At 71.6% G+C, this 19,823-nt stretch carries 15 protein-coding genes; 8 read left to right on the top strand and 7 right to left on the bottom strand.

Annotated elements, in window-relative coordinates; translation table 11 throughout:
- Window positions 1-33: 33 nt before the first annotated feature.
- Entirely contained in the window at window positions 34-1,431 is a 1,398-nt protein-coding gene (locus tag GXP76_RS12365; RefSeq protein WP_242571544.1) for a DUF6421 family protein, read from the bottom strand.
- A 261-nt stretch (window positions 1,432-1,692) separates the two neighbouring features.
- Here GXP76_RS12365 and GXP76_RS12360 point away from each other — a divergent pair, with 261 nt between their 5' ends.
- Entirely contained in the window at window positions 1,693-2,376 is a 684-nt protein-coding gene (locus GXP76_RS12360; RefSeq protein WP_242571543.1) for a glycerophosphodiester phosphodiesterase family protein, read from the top strand.
- 65 nt (window positions 2,377-2,441) lie between these two features.
- On the opposite strand, the gene GXP76_RS12355 is transcribed toward GXP76_RS12360, so the two are convergent.
- From GXP76_RS12355 to GXP76_RS12335, 5 genes are all read right to left on the bottom strand, one after another.
- The gene (locus GXP76_RS12355; RefSeq protein WP_242571542.1) at window positions 2,442-3,002 is read right to left on the bottom strand and encodes a GNAT family N-acetyltransferase; all 561 of its coding nucleotides are present in this window, start codon (window positions 3,000-3,002) and stop codon (window positions 2,442-2,444) included.
- A 146-nt stretch (window positions 3,003-3,148) separates the two neighbouring features.
- Window positions 3,149-4,027 (bottom strand): NAD(P)-dependent oxidoreductase, encoded by an 879-nt coding sequence (locus GXP76_RS12350; RefSeq protein ID WP_242571541.1) that lies wholly within the window; start codon window positions 4,025-4,027, stop codon window positions 3,149-3,151.
- Window positions 4,027-4,947, bottom strand: coding sequence for a carbohydrate ABC transporter permease (locus GXP76_RS12345; protein WP_242571540.1), 921 nt, complete (start codon window positions 4,945-4,947; stop codon window positions 4,027-4,029). The genes GXP76_RS12350 and GXP76_RS12345 overlap by 1 nt, the downstream gene beginning before the upstream one ends.
- Window positions 4,944-5,960: a carbohydrate ABC transporter permease gene (locus tag GXP76_RS35835; RefSeq protein WP_242571539.1), complete on the bottom strand. Its 1,017-nt coding sequence runs from the start codon at window positions 5,958-5,960 to the stop codon at window positions 4,944-4,946. The genes GXP76_RS12345 and GXP76_RS35835 overlap by 4 nt, the downstream gene beginning before the upstream one ends.
- On the bottom strand, window positions 5,957-7,315 hold the full coding sequence (locus tag GXP76_RS12335) for an ABC transporter substrate-binding protein (RefSeq protein WP_242571538.1): 1,359 nt from the start codon (window positions 7,313-7,315) through the stop codon (window positions 5,957-5,959). The genes GXP76_RS35835 and GXP76_RS12335 overlap by 4 nt, the downstream gene beginning before the upstream one ends.
- A 183-nt stretch (window positions 7,316-7,498) precedes the next feature.
- Here GXP76_RS12335 and GXP76_RS35830 point away from each other — a divergent pair, with 183 nt between their 5' ends.
- The 6 genes from GXP76_RS35830 (at window position 7,499) to GXP76_RS12305 (ending at window position 17,638) form a co-directional block, all read left to right on the top strand.
- Window positions 7,499-8,293 carry an IclR family transcriptional regulator gene (locus GXP76_RS35830; protein ID WP_242571537.1) on the top strand — a complete coding sequence of 265 codons (795 nt, stop codon included), beginning with the start codon at window positions 7,499-7,501 and terminating at the stop codon, window positions 8,291-8,293.
- A 104-nt stretch (window positions 8,294-8,397) separates the two neighbouring features.
- Window positions 8,398-9,684 (top strand): enolase C-terminal domain-like protein, encoded by a 1,287-nt coding sequence (locus tag GXP76_RS12325; RefSeq protein WP_242571536.1) that lies wholly within the window; start codon window positions 8,398-8,400, stop codon window positions 9,682-9,684.
- Window positions 9,681-10,364, top strand: coding sequence for a ThuA domain-containing protein (locus GXP76_RS12320; RefSeq protein ID WP_242571535.1), 684 nt, complete (start codon window positions 9,681-9,683; stop codon window positions 10,362-10,364). Before GXP76_RS12325 ends, GXP76_RS12320 begins: the two co-directional genes overlap by 4 nt.
- Window positions 10,349-11,428 (top strand): Gfo/Idh/MocA family protein, encoded by a 1,080-nt coding sequence (locus tag GXP76_RS12315; protein ID WP_242571534.1) that lies wholly within the window; start codon window positions 10,349-10,351, stop codon window positions 11,426-11,428. The genes GXP76_RS12320 and GXP76_RS12315 overlap by 16 nt, the downstream gene beginning before the upstream one ends.
- 272 nt (window positions 11,429-11,700) lie before the next feature.
- Complete coding sequence (locus tag GXP76_RS12310) at window positions 11,701-14,895, top strand: glycoside hydrolase family 38 C-terminal domain-containing protein (RefSeq protein WP_242571533.1); 3,195 nt, start codon at window positions 11,701-11,703, stop codon at window positions 14,893-14,895.
- A complete protein-coding gene (locus tag GXP76_RS12305) occupies window positions 14,888-17,638 on the top strand; it encodes an ROK family protein (protein WP_242571532.1) in 2,751 nt (916 codons plus the stop codon). The genes GXP76_RS12310 and GXP76_RS12305 overlap by 8 nt, the downstream gene beginning before the upstream one ends.
- A 57-nt stretch (window positions 17,639-17,695) precedes the next feature.
- On the opposite strand, the gene GXP76_RS12300 is transcribed toward GXP76_RS12305, so the two are convergent.
- On the bottom strand, window positions 17,696-18,967 hold the full coding sequence (locus tag GXP76_RS12300; RefSeq protein ID WP_242571531.1) for a glycoside hydrolase family 71/99-like protein: 1,272 nt from the start codon (window positions 18,965-18,967) through the stop codon (window positions 17,696-17,698).
- 406 nt (window positions 18,968-19,373) lie between these two features.
- On the opposite strand from GXP76_RS12300, the gene GXP76_RS12295 reads away from it, so the two are divergent.
- Window positions 19,374-19,823 (top strand): DUF5134 domain-containing protein (locus tag GXP76_RS12295; protein WP_242571530.1); only part of this gene is annotated, 450 nt, incomplete at its 3' end.

Genomic DNA, 19,823 nt, shown 5'->3' with positions numbered 1-19,823 from the left:
GCCTCGCTGTCGCGGCCCGGTCGGGTCGTGGGCTCACGCGGCCCGCTGCTCGGCACCGGCCGCCGTGATGCCCTTGGTCGAGGCGATCACGGTCTTGAGCTTCTTGGCCAGTGCCTCGTAGAACATGCTGAGCGGAAACTCGTCGGGAAGCACGTCGTCCACCAGCTTGCGCGGGGGCAGATCCAGGTCCAGGGCGTCCGGGCCCTTGGCCCAGCGGGATCCGGGGTGCGGGGCCAGATAGGTGGATACGAGGTCGTAGGCGGCGAACCAGTGGACCAGCTTCGGGCGGTCGATACCGGCCCGGTAGAGGGTCTCGATCTCGTCCAGGAGCCGCTGGGTGACCTCCGGGGCCCTCTCCCAGTCGATGCGCAGGGTGTTGTCGGTCCAGCGCACCACGTCGTGCTGGTGGAGGTAGGAGAAGAGCAGCTGGCCGCCGAGGCCGTCGTAGTTGCGCTCGCGGGCGCCGGTGACGGGGAAGCGGAACATCCGGTCGAAGAGGACCGCGTACTGCACGTCGCGGCCCTGGGTGACGCCGTCGGCCTGCAGCTTCACGGCCTCACGGAAGGCGGTGAGGTCGCAGCGCAGCTCCTCCAGGCCGTACATCCAGAACGGCTGGCGCTGCTTGATCATGAAGGGGTCGAACGGCAGGTCGCCGTGGCTGTGGGTGCGGTCGTGGATCATGTCCCAGAGTACGAACGCCTGCTGGCAGCGGTCCTGGTCGCCGATCATCTCGCGGATGTCGTCGGGGAGTTCCACGCCGAGGATCCCGACGGCGGCCTCGGTGACGCGGCGGAAGCGGGCCGCCTCGCGGTCGCAGAAGATGCCGCCCCAGCTGAACCGCTCGGGGGCCTGCCGGACGGCGATCGTCTCGGGGAAGAGGACCGCGGAGTTGGTGTCGTACCCGGCGGTGAAGTCCTCGAAGGTGATGCCACAGAAGAGGGGGTTGTCGTAGCGGGTGCGCTCCAGCTCGGAGAGCCACTCGGGCCAGACCATGCGCAGGACGACCGCTTCGAGGTTGCGGTCCGGGTTGCCGTTCTGCGTGTACATGGGGAAGACGACCAGGTGCTGGAGCCGGTCCACGCGGTCGGCCGCCGGCTGGAAGGCCAGCAGCGAGTCCAGGAAGTCGGGTACGGCGAAGGCTCCGTCGCCCCAGTTGCGGAGGTCCGTGACGAGCGCCCGGTGGTACGCGGCGTCGTGCGGCAGCAGGGGTGAGAGCTGTTCGACGGCGGCGATCACACGGTCGAGCGTGACGTCGGCGAGGGCGCGTGAGGGCGCCTGCTCCGCGTCGAAATCTATGGAGCCGTCCTTGGACTGCCAGGGGCGGATCTCCTCGACGGCGTTCTTGAGCTCGGTCCAGGCGGGGTGCCCGATCACCGGCTCGTCGTCGGCCGAATGCCGTGCGGTCCGGTCCTGCACAAGAATTTCCGTCATGTCACGTCCTCCACGGGAGAAGCGGGCGTCAAAGCACCGTATAGGTCTCTGATTCTCCCGCACAAGGGAGCGCGAGACAAATTATCCTGCCGCACTCAAGGTTTACGGGCGATTTTCCTGCCGTTGGCAGTACGGACGGCAGGCTCCGGCGCGCACGGCTCCGACCCGGGTCCGTCCGGCGCGCTGACCGTTAGGCTGCCGCCGTGCCGCGTGGGGCACCAGCGCCGCGCGGGAGCCGCCGACGACGGAAGCGAGTCAGCCTTGACTTTCCTCACCATCGGTCATCGTGGAGTGATGGGTGTCGAACCGGAGAACACCCTGCGCTCCTTCCGGCACGCCGAACGAGCCGGTATGGACGCCATCGAGCTCGACCTCCATCTGAGCAAGGACGGCGCACTCGTCGTCATGCACGACGCCGAACTGGACCGCACCACCGACGGAACGGGGCCGATCGCCGACCGGACCCTCGCCGAGCTGCGGGAGCTCGACGCGGGGCGGGGCGAGCGGGTGCCGGTCTTCGAAGAGGTCCTGGACGCGGTGGGGTCACCGCTCCAGGCGGAGATCAAGGATGTGGCGGCGGCCCGCGCGCTGGCCGAGGTGATGCACCGGCGCAAGCTCGTGGGACGGGTGGAGGTGTCCTCGTTCCACGACGAGGCCGTCGCCGAGATCTCCGCCCTGGTGCCGGGTGTACGGACGGTGCTGATCGCCAGCCGGTGGAGCGCCGACGTGGTCGACAGGGCGGTCGCGGTGGGCGCGGACTCGCTCGCGCTGAACATCCGGCGCCTGACGCTGGAGGTCGTCGAGCGGGCGCACGCGGCGGAGCTCGGGGTCATCGGCTGGGTGGTGAACACCCCCGACCAGTTGCGGCTGGTCAGGGCGTTCGGCCTGGACGGGGCGACCACCGACTTCCCGGAGATCCGGCGCACCGGCCGTTTCACGGCCTGACGGCGCCGGTACGGCGGCCCGGCCGGGACGGGCCGCCGTCGGGTGTGGCCGCCGGGCGTCGTCGGTCAGGCTTCCTGGTCCAGCGCCTTGACCAGCAGCTCGAACGCCAGACCCTCGCGCTTCGGTATACCGAAGCGCTCGTCGTCGTACGGGAAGGGGGTGAGCTGCCCCGTACGGCGATAGCCGCGGCGCTCGTACCAGGCGATCAGATCCACGCGCTGGATTATCACGGTCATGTGCATCTCGCCGGCGCCCCACTCCGCACGGGCCCGGCGCTCCGCCTCGGCGATGACGCGCTTGCCGAGACCGCCGCCCTGCGCGTCCGGGTGGACGGCGAACATGCCGAAGTACGCGGCGGGGCCGCGGTGCTCCAGCTGGCAGCAGGCGACGAGTACGCCGTCCGCCTCGACCATCAGCAGGCGGCTGCCGGGGGCCTCGATCACTTCGAGGACGCCCCGTACGTCGGTGCGCTGGCCGCCCAGCAGGTCGGTCTCGGAGGTCCAGGAGGCGCGGGCGTCCTTGCCGCGATAGGCGGCCTCTATGAGCGCGACGAGCGGATCGACGTCTTCTGCGGTGGCGTCCCGGAAGGTGAGCCGACCGGGAGCGGGGTGCGGTGCGGTGGTCATGGTGCGCGTTCTCCGATTCTCCGCCGCAGGGGCGGCGCGCCCGACTCTAACCCCACGTCCCGCGGGCACGTCAGTGGGGTGCGGGGACGAATCGCGAGGCCGGCGGGCCGTTCACGCCGCTTGTGCGGCGCTCGCCCCGGCGTCCGTCACCCGTCACCCGCTGGGGCGCCGGCCCCGGCGTCCGCGTCGAGCGCGTTCCTGCGGTGCTTCGGGGCGAAGCCGAGCAGCCGCGCGCACGCCGTGGTGTCGAACAGCGAGGCGTGGCCGGTCAGCTCGGCGAAGTACGGCACACCGGGATGGTGCTCGTCGAGCAGTCGGGCCGTCGGCAGGGGCGACGAGGTGTCCTCGGCCGCCACGTTGAGCACATGACAGCCCGTCAGTTCGGCGTGGAGCGCGTACCGTACGGCCCTCGCGGCGTCCCTGGTGTCGAGCCACCCCCACAGGTCCGTCCGGTGGGCGGCCGGATCGTCGCGTACGGCGGCGAGTTGCCTCGCCAGCCGCTCGCCGGTGCCGGTGAACGGGAAGCGCATACAGACGATGTCGGTGCCGTGGCGCCGGTGGGTGGCACGGGCCGTCTCCTCCAGCACGACCTTGGAGAGCCCGTACGGGTCCTGGACGAGTGTGGGGTGTTCCTCGTCCAGCGGTACGTAGCGCGGGGACTGCGGCCGCGGCGACCAGGCGAGTCCCACCGCCGCCAGGCTGGAGGCGGCGACGACACGGCGGACGCCGGTGCGGCCCGCCTCGTCCAGGACCCGGTGCGCGGTGAGGCAGTTGGTGGCGAACAGGGCACTGTCGTCGTCGGAGTTGGGGTGCGGAATCGCGCCCAGGTGGACGACGGCGTCGGCGCCGGCCATGGCGTCGCGTACGAGGCCGGGATCGCTCAGATCGCCGGTGTGGACGCGGTCCAGCCGGGGGTCGTCGACGGGGACGAGGTCGGTGGCGACGATCCGGTGGCCGTGGGCCAGCAGGTCGTCGATGACATGGCCGCCGATGTGTCCGGCGGCTCCGGTGACCAGTACGCGCATCAGCCCTTCACCGCCCCGACGAGTCCGTTGACGAAGTAGCGCTGGAGACAGAGGAAGAGCAGCACGACGGGGATGACCACGATGAGGGCTCCGGCCATCAGGTTGTTGTAGTGGGGCACGTTCTCGGCCGCGAGGGTCTGGAGGCCGAGCGGCAGGGTGAAGGTGGACCGGTCGGTGAGTGAGACACGGGTGAGCAGGTACTCGTTCCAGGTCGGGATCGCGGTGAGCAACGCGACGGTGATCAGGGCGGGTTGGGCCAGTGGCAGATAGATGTTGAGGAAGATCCGGAACTCACTCGCGCCGTCGACCCGGGCGGAGTCGCGCAGTTCGGCCGGGACGGCGCCGAACGCGCCGGTCATCAGCAGGATCGACAGCGGGGCACCGCCGTTGACGAAGGGCAGCACCAGTCCCCAGTGGGTGCCGAGGATGCCCAGCTCGTTCTCCAGCAGCACGATCGGCAGCATCACCGTGACGCCGGGCACGAACAGCAGGGAGACGAACAGCCGGGACAGAAAGGTGCGTCCGGGGAAGCGCAGCACGGCGAACGCGTAGCCGGCCGCCGCGTAGACGACCAGTGTGAGGACCACGGTGTAGAGGGTGACCAGCAGGCTGTTGAGGAAGAAGTCGAAGAAATGCAGCTTGTTCCAGGTGTCGATCAGGGTGTCGAAGGTGGGGTTCCTCGGGATCAGATGACCGCCGCCGATCACCTCCAGCTGGTCCTTGAAAGCCGCCGACACCATCCACAGGAACGGATAGACGCTGACCGCCGCGTATCCGGCGAGCAGCAGTCCGACGACGACGCGCGCCAGTCGCGGGCGGTGACGGGCTCCGCCGCCGCCCGGCCGCCTGCCACGCCCGCCGGCCTTGCCGGGGCGTCCGGTCGCGTGGGGGCGCTTGTCCGCCACGGGGATCGAGGTCATGTCTTGCTCCGCAGCGCTCGCAGATTGATCAGGGCCAGTACCAGGGCGGCGGCGAACAGCAGCCAGCCGAGTGCGCTGGCGAGCCCGAGGGTGGGGCGGAGCTGTTTCAGGAAGGCCAGGCTGTACGCCTCCAGGCCCAGCACGTTGGTGTGGTCGCCCGGCCCGCCGTTGGTCATCACCAGGAAGGTCTGGAAGCCCTGGAGCGAGTCGCGCAGATTGAGCAGGACGACGATCGCCGTGATGGGGCGCAGCAGCGGCCAGACGACCGAGGCGTTCGTACGCCACCAGCCGGCGCCGTCGAGCTGCGCCGCTTCCAGCAGGCTGCGGTCGATGGTCTGGAGCCCGGTCAGATACAGCAGCATGGACACGGGCACGGCGCCCCACACGGTCACCACGATCAGGGTGGGCAGCGCGGTGTCGGGGTTGCCGAGCCAGCCCTGGGGCTGCTGGAGGGAGCCGAGTCCGAGCCGGCCGAGGAGCAGGTTGACGGCGCCGTCGGGCTGGAGAATGTACTGCCAGGCGAAGAAGACGGCGATGCCGCTGGTCACGTACGGCAGGAAGAACACCGAGCGCAGCACGGCCTGCATCCTGCGTGCCTGGTTGAGCAGGACGGCCAGGGGAAACGAGACCATGACCGTCAGCACGGGTACGGCGATCATCACCCAGAGGGTGTTGAGGCCCGCGTCGCGCACGCGTGGCGCGTAGACGGGGCTGCGCCAGAGCAGGTCGGCGTAGTTGTCCAGGCCGACCCAGGTCCAGTGCGGCGTGAAGCCGTTCCAGGACGCGAAGCTCAGCAGGAAGCCGTAGCCGACGGTGTACAGGCCCATGACGGCGAAGAGGACGACCGCGGGAGCGACGAACAGGTATCCGGCGAGGGCCTCGCCGCCGAACTCGCGGCGCCGGGGCCGCTTGCCGGGGCCGGGGGCGGTGTCCGCCGCCCCGGCCGGGAGCGTACGGCTGTCGCCGCCGCTCCCGGCCTCCCCCACCGAGGTGGGCCGGGGTGCTGTGGTCACTGGGTCGCCCAGTAGTCGCTGTTGAGTTCGCGGAGCTTGGCTCCCGTCCGCGCCGGCGCCTCCCGGCCGAGCGGGCTCAGGTTGGTGAGGATCTCACCGGCCACGTCCTGGTCGTAGCCCGGCGGCCGGAAGTCGTTGCGGCTCGGGTCGTACGTGGTCTCCTCGGTGCCGTCGAAGCTCTCCATCATGGCGGTGAGCGCGGGGCCCAGCACCTTCGCGGAGTCGGCGCCCAGTTCGGTGGCGGGCAGGTCGGCCGACTCCTTGGCGAAGCGCGCGGCGACGTCGCTGCCGGAGAGGAACTCCATCCACTTCCTGGCGTTCTCGGGCTGCTCGCTGGTGGCGGTGAGGCTCAGTCCGGTCAGTGCGAGCGGGCCGAGCGCCCGGTCGGGTACGGCGCCGTCCTTCGGCGCGGGCAGGCCGAAGGCGAGGACGTCGTCGGCCGTCATGTCGTTCTGCTGGAGGAAGGCGAGGGTGAAGGTGCCGCCGACGGCGAAGGCCGACTTGCCCTGGGCGAAGGCCTGGTCGGCCTCGTCGATGCTCAGCGTCTGGCTGCCGGGCATCCAGTACGGGGTGAGCTGGTCGTACATGCTCAGAACCTTGGTGCCGTTGGCCGAGCCGAAGTCGGTGGCCTTGTCCTTGCCGAAGAGGTCCCAGTACGCCTGTTTGCCGAGCTGGGCGAACGCCAGCGGCTGGAGCACCCAGGTCAGTCCGGTCGACTTGACCTTCAGACCGAGACTGATCCCGCCGGTCCTGGGGTCCTTGTGGTGGGTGGCCTCGACCGCCGCCAGGAACTCCTCCCAGGTGGTGGGGGCCTTGGTGATCCCGGCGTCGGCCAGCTTCTTCTTGTTGGCGTAGACGATGCCGAACGTGCCGGCGGTCAGGGGCACGCTGAAGCGCTGGCCCTCCTCGACGCCCTTGAACGTGGAGTCCTTGGCCTGCGACTCCTTGAACTTCTGCGGGGTGACGGTGCCGGAGCCCTTGATCGCCTCCTGGAAACGGCCGCTCCAGGCATCGGGGATGTCGTCCTGGAGGTCGGCGGTGACGCCGGCCGCGCCGAGAACGAAGTCCTCACCGTCGGAGTGCACTTCGAGGACGTCGGGGAGGCCGTTGGTCTTGGCCGCGCTCTGCACCTTGGTGGTGTAGGCGTCGTCGGGTGTGTACACCTCGACGTCGACCGAGATGCCGGTCTCCTTCTTGAACTCGGTGGCCGCCGCGCGCAGGGCACCGACGTGGGACTGCTTGAAGGTCCACATCTCCAGCGACGTGGAGTCGGAGCCGGAGTCGGAGCCGGAGTCGGAGCCGCCGCAGGCGGAGAGCGTGGTGAGTGTGAGCGCGGTGGTCGTGGCCAGAGCCACGAGCCGGACATTCCGTGCGAAAGGTATGCGCATGGCCCCTACCTAAGAATCAACCCGTTCAGAAGGCCGAATGACGTTGGAGTGACTGAACTTATGGTTGCGGTGATATAGCGTCAAGACGCACGTCGAGAATCGTGCTGACCGGTCCGCCGAGGGGCGCCGGTGCGGGGAGCGGAGGTTGACGTGGAATCGGTGGCAGCGGCAGCGCGAGGGCGTAAGCCCGAGGAGGTCAAGTCCGCGGCTCGGGTGCTGGAGGTGCTCGAACTGCTCGGAACCGAGGGCGCCCGGCTCTCGCTCGCCGAGATGGCGAGCGAGATGGCCGTGCCGAAAAGCAGCCTGCACGCGATCCTGCGGACCATGGAGGCCCGGCGCTGGGTGGACCTGGACGCCTCGGGCACCCGCTACAGCCTCGGGCTCAAGGCCCTGCTCACGGGCACCGCGTATCTGGAGGGCGACGACGTCACGAGCCTCGCCGGGCCGGTGCTCGACTCCCTCGCCGAGGAGACGGGCGAATCGGTGCATCTGGGCAGGCTGGACGGCACGGACGTCGTCTACCTGGCCAAACGGGAGTCGCGGCACGCGCTGAGGATGTACTCGGCGGTGGGCCGGCGGCTGCCGGCCCACGCGACGGCGCTCGGCAAGGCGATGCTGTCGCAGTACGACGCGGCCGAGGTGCAGCGCAGGCTCGACTGGCCGCTGGCGGAGCTCACCCCCGACACCGTGACCGATCCCGACGAGCTGATCCGCCAGCTCGCCGAGGCGCGGCTGCGGGGCTGGGCGATGGACGACGGCGAGAACTCCGTGGACATCCGGTGCGTGGCCGTGGCGCTCGGCACCGGGCACGGCGGCGGCGACGCCATCAGCTGTTCGGCCCCCAAGAGCCGGATGGACGACGCCCGTGTGCGGGAGATCGCCGGAGCCGTCACGGAGGCCGCACATTCACTGCGGACCCTCCTCAAGCGGCTCGGGCAGCACTGAAGACCGCTCCCCCCATATTTGGTAAACTCATTGACAAATTAAAGATGTTCTCTCTACGTTCGGATAGCAGTACATCATCCTGCTATCTGTACGCTGGAGTTCGTATGGCTCAGCCTGATGCCCGCTCCGACATCCTCGCGCCCGCTCCCTGGGTCGAGGAACGCGGTGCGAAGATCCGCATCACGGCCGTCTCCACCTTCCTCACCGCACCGCACGGCTGCCCCCATCTCGTCGTCCGCGTCGAGACCAACGAGCCGGGGCTCTACGGCCTCGGCTGCGCCAGCGACCCGCAACGCACCCTCGCCGTGCGGTCCGTGCTCGACGACTACCTGGGCCCGATGCTCGTCGGGCGCGATCCCGACGACATCGACGACATCCATCGGCTGCTGCTCAACAGCGCCTACTGGAGGGGCGGTTCGGTCACCGGCAACGCGCTCGGCGGTGTCGACGTCGCCCTGTGGGACCTCAAGGCCAAGCGTCTCGGAGCACCCCTGTACTCGCTGTTCGGCGGCCGGGTCAGGACCCGCGCCGACGCCTACACCCATGTCAGCGGCGCCGGCGCCGGCGAGATCGCCGAGAAGGTCGTGGCGGCGCGCGAGCGCGGCTACCGCCATGTCCGCGTCCAGGCTTCCGTGCCCGGCTCCGACACCTACGGCACCGCCGCCGCCGGATCCGCCGACGCGCACGCGCTGCGCACCCGCTCGGTGCCGTGGGACTGTGCCGCGTACGTACGCACCGTGCCACGCGTCCTGACGGCGGTACGCGAACAGGTCGGCGACGAGGTCGAGTTGCTGCACGACGTGCACGAACGGCTCGACCCCCGGCAGGCCCGCGACTTCCTGCGCCGGGTGGAGGACGCGGGGCTGTACTTCGTGGAGGACCTGCTCGCCCCGGAGGACGCGCGCCACTTCGCCGCGCTGCGCGCCGGCTCCCCCGTACCGCTCGCCGTGGGTGAACTCTTCCACGACGTCGCCCAGTTCCTGCCGCTGCTCGACGGCCCCGACATCGACTTCGCCCGGATCCGGGTCCCGACGCTCGGCGGTCTCACCCCGGCCCGCAAGCTCGCCGCGTACTGCGAATTGCGCGGTGTACGGCTCGCCCCGCACGGTCCGGCCGACGTCAGTCCCGTCGCGCAGGCGGCCACCCTCGCCATGAACATCAGCAGCCACGCCTTCGGGGTGCAGGAGGCAGCGGTGTTCAAGCCTGCCGTCCTCGACGTCTTCCCCGGTACGGTCGTGGCGCACGACGGCGCGCTGTCCCCGCACGAGACACCCGGTCACGGGGTGGACTTCGACGAGGCGGCGGCACGCCGGTATCCGGTGCCACAACCGCTGGAACACGACCGCTGGGCCCTGCTGCGCAACACCGACGGGAGCGTGCAACGACCATGACCGCCCACCCCTCCTCCGGCCCGCCCCCCGTCTCACGGCGCGCGCTGGTCGTCCGCGGCGGCTGGGAGGGCCACGAGCCCGTGAGGACCACGGATCTCTTCCTGCCGTTCCTCCGGGAGAACGGCTTCACGGTCGAGACCTCCGACACCCTCGACGTCTACACCGACACCGCGCTCCTGGCCGCCACCGACCTCGTCGTCCAGTGCTGGACCATGGGCGAGATCAGCGCGGAACAGTGCGCCGGACTCACCTCGGCGGTCCGCTCGGGAACGGGCCTGGCCGGCTGGCACGGCGGCATCGTCGACTCCTTCCGCGGCAGCGTCGGCTACCAACTCCTCACCGGCGGACAGTTCCTGACGCATCCGCCCGGCTTCCAGGACCACACGGTGCGGATCGCGCCGGAGCGGGCGGACCATCCGGTCGTCGCCGGCCTCGCCGACTTCGGCGTGCACACCGAGCGGTACTGGACGGCCACCGACCCGCTGATCGACGTCCTGGCGACCATCGGTTTCGAGGCGGACGAGAACCGGTCGCGGCCGGTCACGATGCCGGCCGTCTGGACCAGGACCTGGGGGGCGGGCCGTGTCTTCGTCTCCACGATCGGCCACAAACCGGACGACTTCGACGTGCCCGAGGTGCGGGCGCTGACCGGGAGGGGGCTGCTGTGGGCGAGCCGCTGAGGGTCGGCATGGTCGGTGCGGGCAAGATCAGCGGCGCGTATCTGACGACGCTCGAACGGCTGGACGACATCAGGCTGACCGCCGTGACCGACCTCGACACGGGCCGCGCCGAGGCCGTCGCCGCGCGGACACCGGGCGTCGCCGTCGCCGCCTCGGTCGCCGAGCTGGTCCGGCGCCCCGACGTCGACGCCGTACTGAACCTGACCCTGCCCGCCGTCCACGCCGAGGTGGCGCGTGCCGCGCTCGACGCGGGCAAGCATGTGTACGGCGAGAAACCCCTGGCCATGACCCGCGAGGAGGCCGACGGTCTGCTCGCCCTGGCGCGGGAGCGGGGGCTGCGGATCGGCTGCGCCCCCGACACCGTGCTGGGTACGGCGACACAGAGCGCGCGGGCGGCGGTGGACGACGGGCTCATCGGCGCCCCCGTGGCCGCCACCGCGTTCATGACCACACCCGGCCACGAACGCTGGCATCCCGACCCGGAGTTCTACTACCGCCCCGGCGGCGGGCCGCTGCTCGACATGGGCCCGTACTACCTCTCCGCGCTCGTCCATCTGCTCGGGCCGGTCGGCCGGGTCACCGGCGCCGCGTCCCGGCCGCGCGCCGAGCGCACCATCGGCGGCGGGCCGCGGGCGGGCGAGCGCTTCGACACCGAGGTGGACACCCATGTCACCGGGCTCCTGGAGCACACGGGCGGCGCGCTCACCACTCTGGTCATGAGCTTCGACGTCCACGCGGCGCGGCTGCCGCGCATCGAGGTGCACGGCACCGAGGGCTCCCTCTCCGTACCCGACCCCAACGGCTTCGACGGGCCGGTGGAGTTGCACCGGGCGGGCGGCGAGTGGGAGCGGCTGCCGGTGGCGGGCGGCTACCGGGACGCCGGGCGCGGGACGGGACTCGCCGATCTCGCGACCGCGCTCGCGGACGGCCGGCCGCACCGGGCGTCCGCCGAACTGGCCCACCATGTCCTCGACACCATGCTGACGCTGCTCGACGCGGCACGCGAGGGTCTCTGGCTCCCGGTGCGCAGCGGGTGCGCGAGGCCGGAGGCCGTAAGGCCGTAGCCGGGGCGGCCCGTCCGCACCCACCCCACACGAACGGCAGGAAGGCGGCGGCCTTCCTGCCGTTCTTCATGCCTTTCCGCCCCGTCTTCCTGTCGCCGGATTCGTCAGGGCAATTAATTTCCAGAAGGGGAACTCTACGGGCGGGAATTCGGCTGACAATTCCCTCGCGAGGCCCTCACCACCAGGAACTCAGAAGTAATCGGAACAGGCGTTGACTTGATAACACTCTTGGTTTTACATGGCGGTCACCGGCTGGACAGGAAGGGCCGCCCATGCATGACCGAAGGAAGTCCCAAGAGGCGCGGACAGCCCATTTCCTCGACCGCCGGCTGCGCCCCGCGCTGTACACCGAGCGGCTTCCCATGGAGGTCGGGGCCTGGCACATCCCGGGCGAGCCGGTGCCCGTCGACGTGGCGCTGCGCGCCGGGTACACGCCGTTCGTCGTCGGCGAGACCTGGGGCGGCGGGCCCTGGTCCACCAGCTGGTTCCGGCTCGGCGCCGACGTTCCCGAGCGCTGGGCGGGCCTGCGGGTCGAGGCGGTGGTCGACCTCGGCGGCGAGGGGGCCGAGGGTCTGGTCCACGACGAGCACGGCACCCCCCTCCAGGGCCTGCATCCGAACAACAGCGCCGTGACCGTCACGACGGCCGCACGCGGCGGCGAGCCCGTACGACTGCTCGTCGAGGCCGCGGCCAATCCGGCGATCGACGCCGCCACGGGAGCCGGTGCCCATTTCGGCAACCCGGTCACCGCCGGGGACGAACCTCTCCACCAATTGCTCCGCGCGGACCTCGCCGTACGCGACGAGAACATCTGGCAGCTCATTCATGACATCGATGTCCTGTACAGCCTGATGCGCGCGCTCCCCGTCGAACTGCCGCGCCGCCACGAGATCCTGCGGGCCCTGGACCGGGCCGTCGACGCCGTCGACCCCCGGGACATCCCGGGTACGGCGGCCGGCGCGCGGGACATCCTCGCGCCGGTACTGGCCCGCCGGGCGCACGAGTCCGCGCACACCGTCGCGGCCGTCGGGCACGCGCGCCCCGGAGCCGCCCGGCTGCGGCCGATGCGGGAGAGCGTGCGCGCGAGTGCCCGCGCCTTCAGCAGTATGGCCGCGCTCGCCGAGGAGTACCCGGAGCTGGTGTTCGCCGCCTCGTCCGCGCAGCAGCACGCCTGGATGAAGGACCGGCATCCCCATGTCTTCGAGCGGATCCGCAAGGCGGTCGCGCGGGGCAACTGGGTTCCGGTGGGCGGCATGTGGGTGGAGCCGGACGCGATCCTGCCCGGCGGGGAGTCCCTGGCGCGGCAGCTCGTGCACGGCCGGCGTTTCCACCGGGAGGAACTCGGCCTGGACTCCGACGGCGTCTGGCTCCCCGGCCCCGGCGGCATGAGCGCCGCCGTTCCCCAGCTCGCCGCGCTGGCCGGGGCGAGCTGGCTGCTCGGCCACACCTTCGCCGAGCACGACACCAACTCCCTTCCCCACCACACGTTCCGGTGGGAGGGCACCGACGGCAGCCGGATCTTCACGCACTGCCCGCCCGCCGGCGCCGGCCACGCGTCGCTCACCGGGCCCGAGTTGGCCGACGTGGTCGCGGCGTACGCGGACAAGGGCGGCGGCACGCGCTCGCTGCTGCCCTTCGGCCGGGGCCCGGCCGTGGACGGTGCGGGCGACGACGGTGCGGGCGGCGCGGACCGCGAAGGGCACGGCCCCACCCGCGAGACGCTCGAACGCGCCCGCAGGCTGGCCGATCTGGAGGGCTCACCGCGCGTCGAGATCCAGCACCCCGCGCACTTCTTCCGGGACGCGCTCGACGAGTACCCGCACGCGCCGGTGTGGCGGGGCGAGCTGTACGCGCAGACGCACCACGGCTCGTACACCAGCCAGGCCCGCACCAAGCGCGGCAACCGCCGGAGTGAATCGCTGCTGCGCGAGGCCGAGTTGTGGTCGGCGACGGCGGCCGTGCGGGACGCGGTGCCCTACCCGTACGACGAACTGGACGCGCTGTGGAAGCGGGTACTGCTGCACCAGAGCCGTGACATCCTGCCGGGCGGCGCCATCGCGTGGGTGCACGAGGAGGCCGAACAGGCCCACCGCGAGATCCGTCGCAGACTCCAGGGCCTGATCCGGAGGTCGGCGGGCGGGCCGGACGGGGACACGGTCCTCAACGCCGGCCCGCGCGCCCGCCGCGAGGTCGTCGTACTCGACCGGGACCGGCTCACCGGGCCGGGCGCGGTGGGGGCGGGCCAGCCGCTGTCCGACGGGGGGCTCGCCGTGCTGGCCGAGGCTCCCGCGCTCGGCCGGGGCCCGGCCGGACTGCCGCTCGGCGGCACGGCGCCGGTGACCGTCACCGCCGCCGGTCCAGCCCGGGGCGGCGGTCATCTCCTGGACAACGGGCTGCTGCGGGTCCATGTCGACCCGGCGGGCCTCGTGCGCTCCGCGCGCGATCTGACTGCGGACCGCGAGGCCATCGCGCCCGGCGGCGCGGGGAATCTGCTCCAACTGCTCCGGGACGACCCCGCGCGGTGGAGCGCGTCCGCCCTCGACGTGCCGCGCCCCGACACCCGCCGTGACGCGGCGGTCGGCGTCCGGCGCGATCTCGACACCGCGTCGTGCGTCGAAGTGACCGACAACGGACCGCTGTTGGCGCGGATCCGGGTCGCGCGCGGCACGGGCAGGTCCACCGTCACCCAGCGGCTGACCCTGACGGCCGGCAGCCGCGCGCTGACGATCGACACCGACGTCGACTGGCGCGAACAGGACACGCTCCTCAAGGCCGCCTGGCCGCTGGACGTACACGCGGAGAACAGCTGCGGCGAGATCCAGTACGGCCATGTCGAGCGCCCCACGCACGAGAACACCAGCTGGGACGCCGCCCGTTACGAACAGTGGGCGCACCGCTGGATCCATGTCGGCGAGCACGGCTGGGGGGTGGCGCTGGCGTCCGACGCGACGTACGGCTACGACGTGTCGCGCCACACCCGCGCCGACGCGGGGACCACCACCCTCGTCCGCCTCTCGCTGCTGCGTGCCGCCCACAGCCCCGACCCGCACGCCGACCGCGGGCCGCACAGCTTCCGGCACACGCTGCGCCCCGGCGCCGACGTCGGTGACGCGATCTCCGAGGGATACGCCCTCAACCTGCCGCTGCGGCCCGGCCCGTCGGCCGGGCCTGCGGAGCCGCTGGTGGCCGTGGACGATCCGGACGTGGTCGTCGAGGCGGTGAAGCTCGCCGACGACCGGTCGGGCGATGTCGTCGTGCGGCTGTACGAGTCGCGGGGCGGCCGGGCCCGTGCGACGCTGACCGCCGGATTCCCGGTGACCGCCGTGCGGGAGACGGACCTCCTGGAGGAGACGCTCGCGATCCGCGCGCACACCGGCCGGTCGGTGGCGCTGACGCTGCGGCCCTTCCAGATCCTGACCCTGCGGCTGGTCCGCGGCGGCGGCCCGGAGGGGGGCTCGGGTGTCTGACGTACGGCCCGCCGAGGACGCGCCCGCGCCGCCGTCCTCCGCCGACGGCGCGCTCTCCCCCGAACTCCGCGCCGTCCTGCGCCGTTGGGCCGACGAGGGAGGTCCGCTCGCCACCCGTGCCGGGGTCGTCCTGCTGGCGGCCGACGGGCTGCGGGACGCGGAGATCTCGCGCCGCCTGGGGGTGTCGCGGCAGACGGTGGGCAGTTGGCGTCAGCGCTGGACGAGCGCGGGCATCGACGGTCTCGAACACCGGCCGCGTACCGGCAGACCGGCGACGGTCGACGAGGCCGAGGTCGTCACACGTACGCTCCTGGCGCCCGGCGGCAGCGGCGCCTCACGCGCGGTGGCAAGGGAGTTGGGTCTGTCCCACGCCACGGTGGCCGGCATCCGGCGCCGCTGGCGGCTCGTCCCCGACGAGCCGGTCGCCCCGTCCGTACCGACCCGGCCGCCACTGCCGGACGCCGACGTGTGGGTGATGGGCCTGTACGTGGACGCGCGGCGCGCGGTCCTGCTGGCCGGCACCCGGCTGGTCCCGAGCGCCCCGGTCACGTCGGGCACGGTGATCGGCGCGGACGTCCTGGCCGGCCTCGACCGCTCGCTGGACGCGGCACGACGGGCCTTTGGCCCGGAGTGGGCTGCCCACAAGGACGAGGGCAGTGGCGGGGACAGTGCTCCCGGGGAGAGCGGGGAATCCGTCAGCGACTCCGGGCACCCGCCGGGACCGGCGGAGCACGGCCCCGGCCGCACCGCCCGCGCCGCCGCCCCGGCCGCGGGGCCCCGCCTTCCGGCGCACGGCACCGGCGCGCACACCACGACCGCCGGGCAGAACCCGCCGTCGCACACGGGCCCCGGCCACAGCCACGCCACCGCCACGGGCGCGCGCGCCAGTCATTCGCACAGCCCCGGCATGGACGGTACGCCCGCCGCGCGCGGCCCGGCGCGGCACAACCCCACGGGCAACACCGCCGCAACAGCGGCCACGGCCGAAGGCGATCCGGCACCCGGCACGGGACCCGCCCACCTCGCCGCCAGGGCGGCGGCCCGCCGTCCGGCACACACCGCGCCCGCCGGGCGCGGCCCCACGCCGCGAACGGACACCGGCCACACCGCCCACGTCACCGCCGAAGGCGATCCCGCGCTGGGCGCGTATCTCGCGCAGGCGAGCCGGCGGCACCCCGATCTGGCGCTGCACGCGATCACGCTGTGGGACGACGCGGTCGCCGACTTGGCCCCTCAACCTCCCCACTCCGCAGAGCCCGTGACGTTCCATCACATTCCCGCGCGGTCCACCTGGCGCACCTTCCTGCGGGCCATGATCGCCCTCGACAGCACCAGCCACCCGGAGTCCTCACGGCGCGTCTATCTCGACCTGGCCGCCGAACTGGAGCGGTACGCGACGGGCCGCGCCGACGACCCGTACCGCACCGTGCGCTGGCTGCGCGAGAACGTCGCGGGCCATCTGGGGACCGGGGACGCGAGCGACACATCCGCACGCGGCCAGACCTGGAGCGGTGTCAACCAGATCGACCTGGGGTCGTTCAACGAGTGCGTGGTCATCGAGACCGTGCGGCTCTCCGGCACCATCACGCGCGGTGAGATCGCCCACCGCACCGGCCTCACCCAGCAGTCGGTGTCCCGGATCGCGCGCTCCCTGCTCGACCGGGGCATCCTGATCGAGGACGCGCAGTTGCGCGCGACGTCGGGCAAGCCGCGTACTCCCGTACGGCTGCGCGGCGCCGCCGCGCACGCGCTCGGGATCCATATCGATCCCGAGCTGCTGACGGCGGTCGTGATCGACCTCGACGGCGCGATCGTGTGCACCCGCACCCGGTCCGTCAGCGCGGACACCGACCCGGCGGAGTTCGTCGAGCGGGTGGCGGCGCTGGGCCGGGAGACGCTCGCCGAGGCGGGTGGCGCCGTTCGGCCCGAGGGGTTCCTGGGCATCGGGGTCGCGGTGCCGGGGCCGGTGGACATCGCGTCCGGAACCGTGCTGGGGCCGCCCCTGATGTCGGCCTGGGGCGATCTGCCGCTGCTGTATCTCCTCAAGGACCACTTCCCGTGCCCGGTCATCATGGAGAAGGACTCCACGGCCGCGGCGGCGGGCGAGCGCTGGATCGGCCGCGACCGGCGGGCCAGGGACTTCGCGTATCTCTACCTCGGTACGGGGGTCGGCACCGGGCTCTATCTGAACGGTGACATCTACCGGGGCGTCAGCTCGAACGCGGGCGAGTTCGGCCAGCTCTGCGCCATCGCGCTGGGGCGGGTGGACGAGGACGGCCGTCCGGAGATCCTGCCCGAGTGCAATCCGCCGGTGTCCGTGCCCGGTCTGGCGGCGCGCGGCGGCCTGCCTCCGGCGGACGCCACGAGCGGGAGCACCGCCGCGTATCTGGCGGTGGGGCGGGCGGCCGCGGCGGGCGACCGGGCGGCGAAGGCGGCCGTACGCGAGGTGGCGCGGGCGATCGGGCGGGGGGCGCTGGGCCTGACCGACCTGCTGGACATCGATCTGATCGTCCTCGGCGGGCCCTTCTTCACGGACGATGTCGCCGACTTCTACCTGGCCGAGATCGCCCGTACGGTCAACGAGTACCCGACCGCCCGGCGGCTGCGCCGGGTCGAGGTGGAGCCGTCGGTGCTGAGCGCGGGGGCCGCCGCCGTCGGGGCCGCGTCCACGATCTTCCACGCGACGTTCACGCCGAGGCTGCGGGGGCGGGAGACGCGGGCGCGGCATCTGCCCGCCGGCTGACCGCGCCGGCCGCCGGGGTCTTCGTACCTTCCGGCGGCCGGCGCGGACGGAGTCGCGTTACCTCGGCGGAGTCGGCCGGGTCGCGGTGAGCCCGATCTGCTTCTTCAGCATCCGCCCGCCGTCACCGGTGAGCCGGAGGTAGTAGTCGGACGAGCAGGACGTGCCGTCCTCGTCGAGGGCCCAGATACCGGAGCCCGACGGGACCATCGAGCCGTTCTCCGCCGTCTTGGCGATCTGGTTGCCCTCGTTGTACTCGTCGAACATGGAGATGTAGATCCCCGCGACGCCCAGCCGGCACATGTTGTAGAACTGCCGCCACATGAAGTCGCCGTGCGCGCGGTGCCTGGACTGGAGGTCTCCCGGCATCACACACGGCTGGTAGTCGATGCCACTGGCGTCGCAGTCGGCCTTGTCCGGGGTGTTGACGTCCCGGTAGAACTGGTCGGCCTGGGCGACGTTGCCCATGCGTCCGACCATCCACGGCGAGATCATGTTGAACGCGTGGTAGACACCGGAGAAGCCGGGCCTGGAGTCGCTGTTGCCGTTGCGCCAGTGCGTCGGCACGCCGCCGATGACGTAACAGCCCTGCCCCTTGAACCAGTTGATGACGTCGAGGCACTCCGGCGGCGCGAACGGCCGCTTGTCGTCGGCGAATCCGAAGCCCCAGATACAGACGACGGGCTTGCCGTTCTGCCGGGCGTACATGCTCGAAGACGTGTACGCCCTCATCTTGTTGGTCCAGTCCTGCTTGATCTCCGACTGCATGGCCCGCCAGTCGGTGACGTCGTACATGATGTAGAACTTCCGGCCGTTCGCCTCCGCCGACTGGCGTACCTTGCGCGCCATCGCGTCCCGGATCGGGCCTTCGCCGCCCATCGGGCTGAACCGCTGGAGCGCGGCGGTGTCGCAGTTGTTCTCGCGCATCCACCGGAAGTGGGTGTCGACGGTCTGCTGGTCGTGCGAGGAGAACAGCGAGGCCGGCTGGCCATTGTTCAGATTCGGATACGCCGTGGGGAAAGTACGTGTGTACTCCCGCATATCCGGCCACGACTTGATGGTCGTATTGCTGAGGGACGGCGGCTGGCCGGCGTTCTGGCTCCAGTGCCACCAGCTGTCGATGGGGGAACCGTCGCCCTTGCAGGCGAACCAGCCCTGATACCCGACGCTGATCTTGCCGACCACATCGCCGGGCGGACTCGCGGCGGGTGCCGCCTGGGCCCTGGATCGCCGGGCGGGCGCGGCGCTCGCCTGCTGACTGCCGAGGACACCACCGGCCGCTGCTGTACCGGCCAGCGCCGATGCGATGACGGCGCGTCTTGAAATACTCATGGAGTATTTCCCTCCCACTAGAAATCTGCCTGAAATACGCTGATCCACGGAGGTGGGGGGAATTACAGGCGGCGGCAGCCCGCCCGCCTCCACGGCGCACCATCGCAAAGTAACCGCTTTCAGAGGGCCGCCACAAGGCCCCTACCCAGGCTTTGTCCAGACCAATTCGAATGGACGTGTCAGCCTATTTTCTTTACGTTTTCCGTTTCCAGCGGAATGCGAAAAGGACGTGGTTTCCGTGCCCGTGATCACGAGCCGTGTCCCCCGGTGCGCTCCCCCCGTGTCTCCCTGCGCTCGCGTGCGCCTCGAACGACCGGGGCATTTCACCGTTGACACCGTTTGTGTGGACATCGTTGGAGCCGGGGCCCGCTCCGAAGGACGGGCCCGGGCGAGGGGGAGGTGTGCGGTGCACGGACCGGCGGCGGCCGGCTGGCTGGTCGTGGCGCTCTGCGCGGGGGCCGGCGCCTACTGTCTGCTCCGGCGGCGCGGGGCCGAGGGCGCGGAGCGCGGCACGGCGGGCGGCGAGGCGCTGATGGGGTTCGGGATGGCTGTGATGGCCGTACCGGCCGCAGTGGTCCCGCCCCCACGCTGGATCTGGCCGGTGTACGTGGCGGTGTTCGGGGTCGCCGCGCTGCGCGCGCTGGGGCCGGCCCTCAGGACGTCGCACCATCTGCACCATCTCGTGGGCATGCTCGCCATGGTCTACATGGCGGTGGCGATGGCCCTGCCCCCGGACGGCGCGCACGGGGCGCACAGCGCGGGCGGGACGCCGCTGGCGACGGGTGTGCTGTTGATCTACTACGCGGGATACGTGCTGTGGACGGGCGCCCGGCTGCTCCCGTTGCAGACCGTGACC

It is taken from the genome of Streptomyces sp. NP-1717, from assembly GCF_022695985.1.
Classification (GTDB): Bacteria; Actinomycetota; Actinomycetes; order Streptomycetales; family Streptomycetaceae; genus Streptomyces.
The sequence above is the reverse complement of the archived record's forward strand: the minus strand, read 5'-3'. Positions and strand labels throughout refer to the sequence as shown.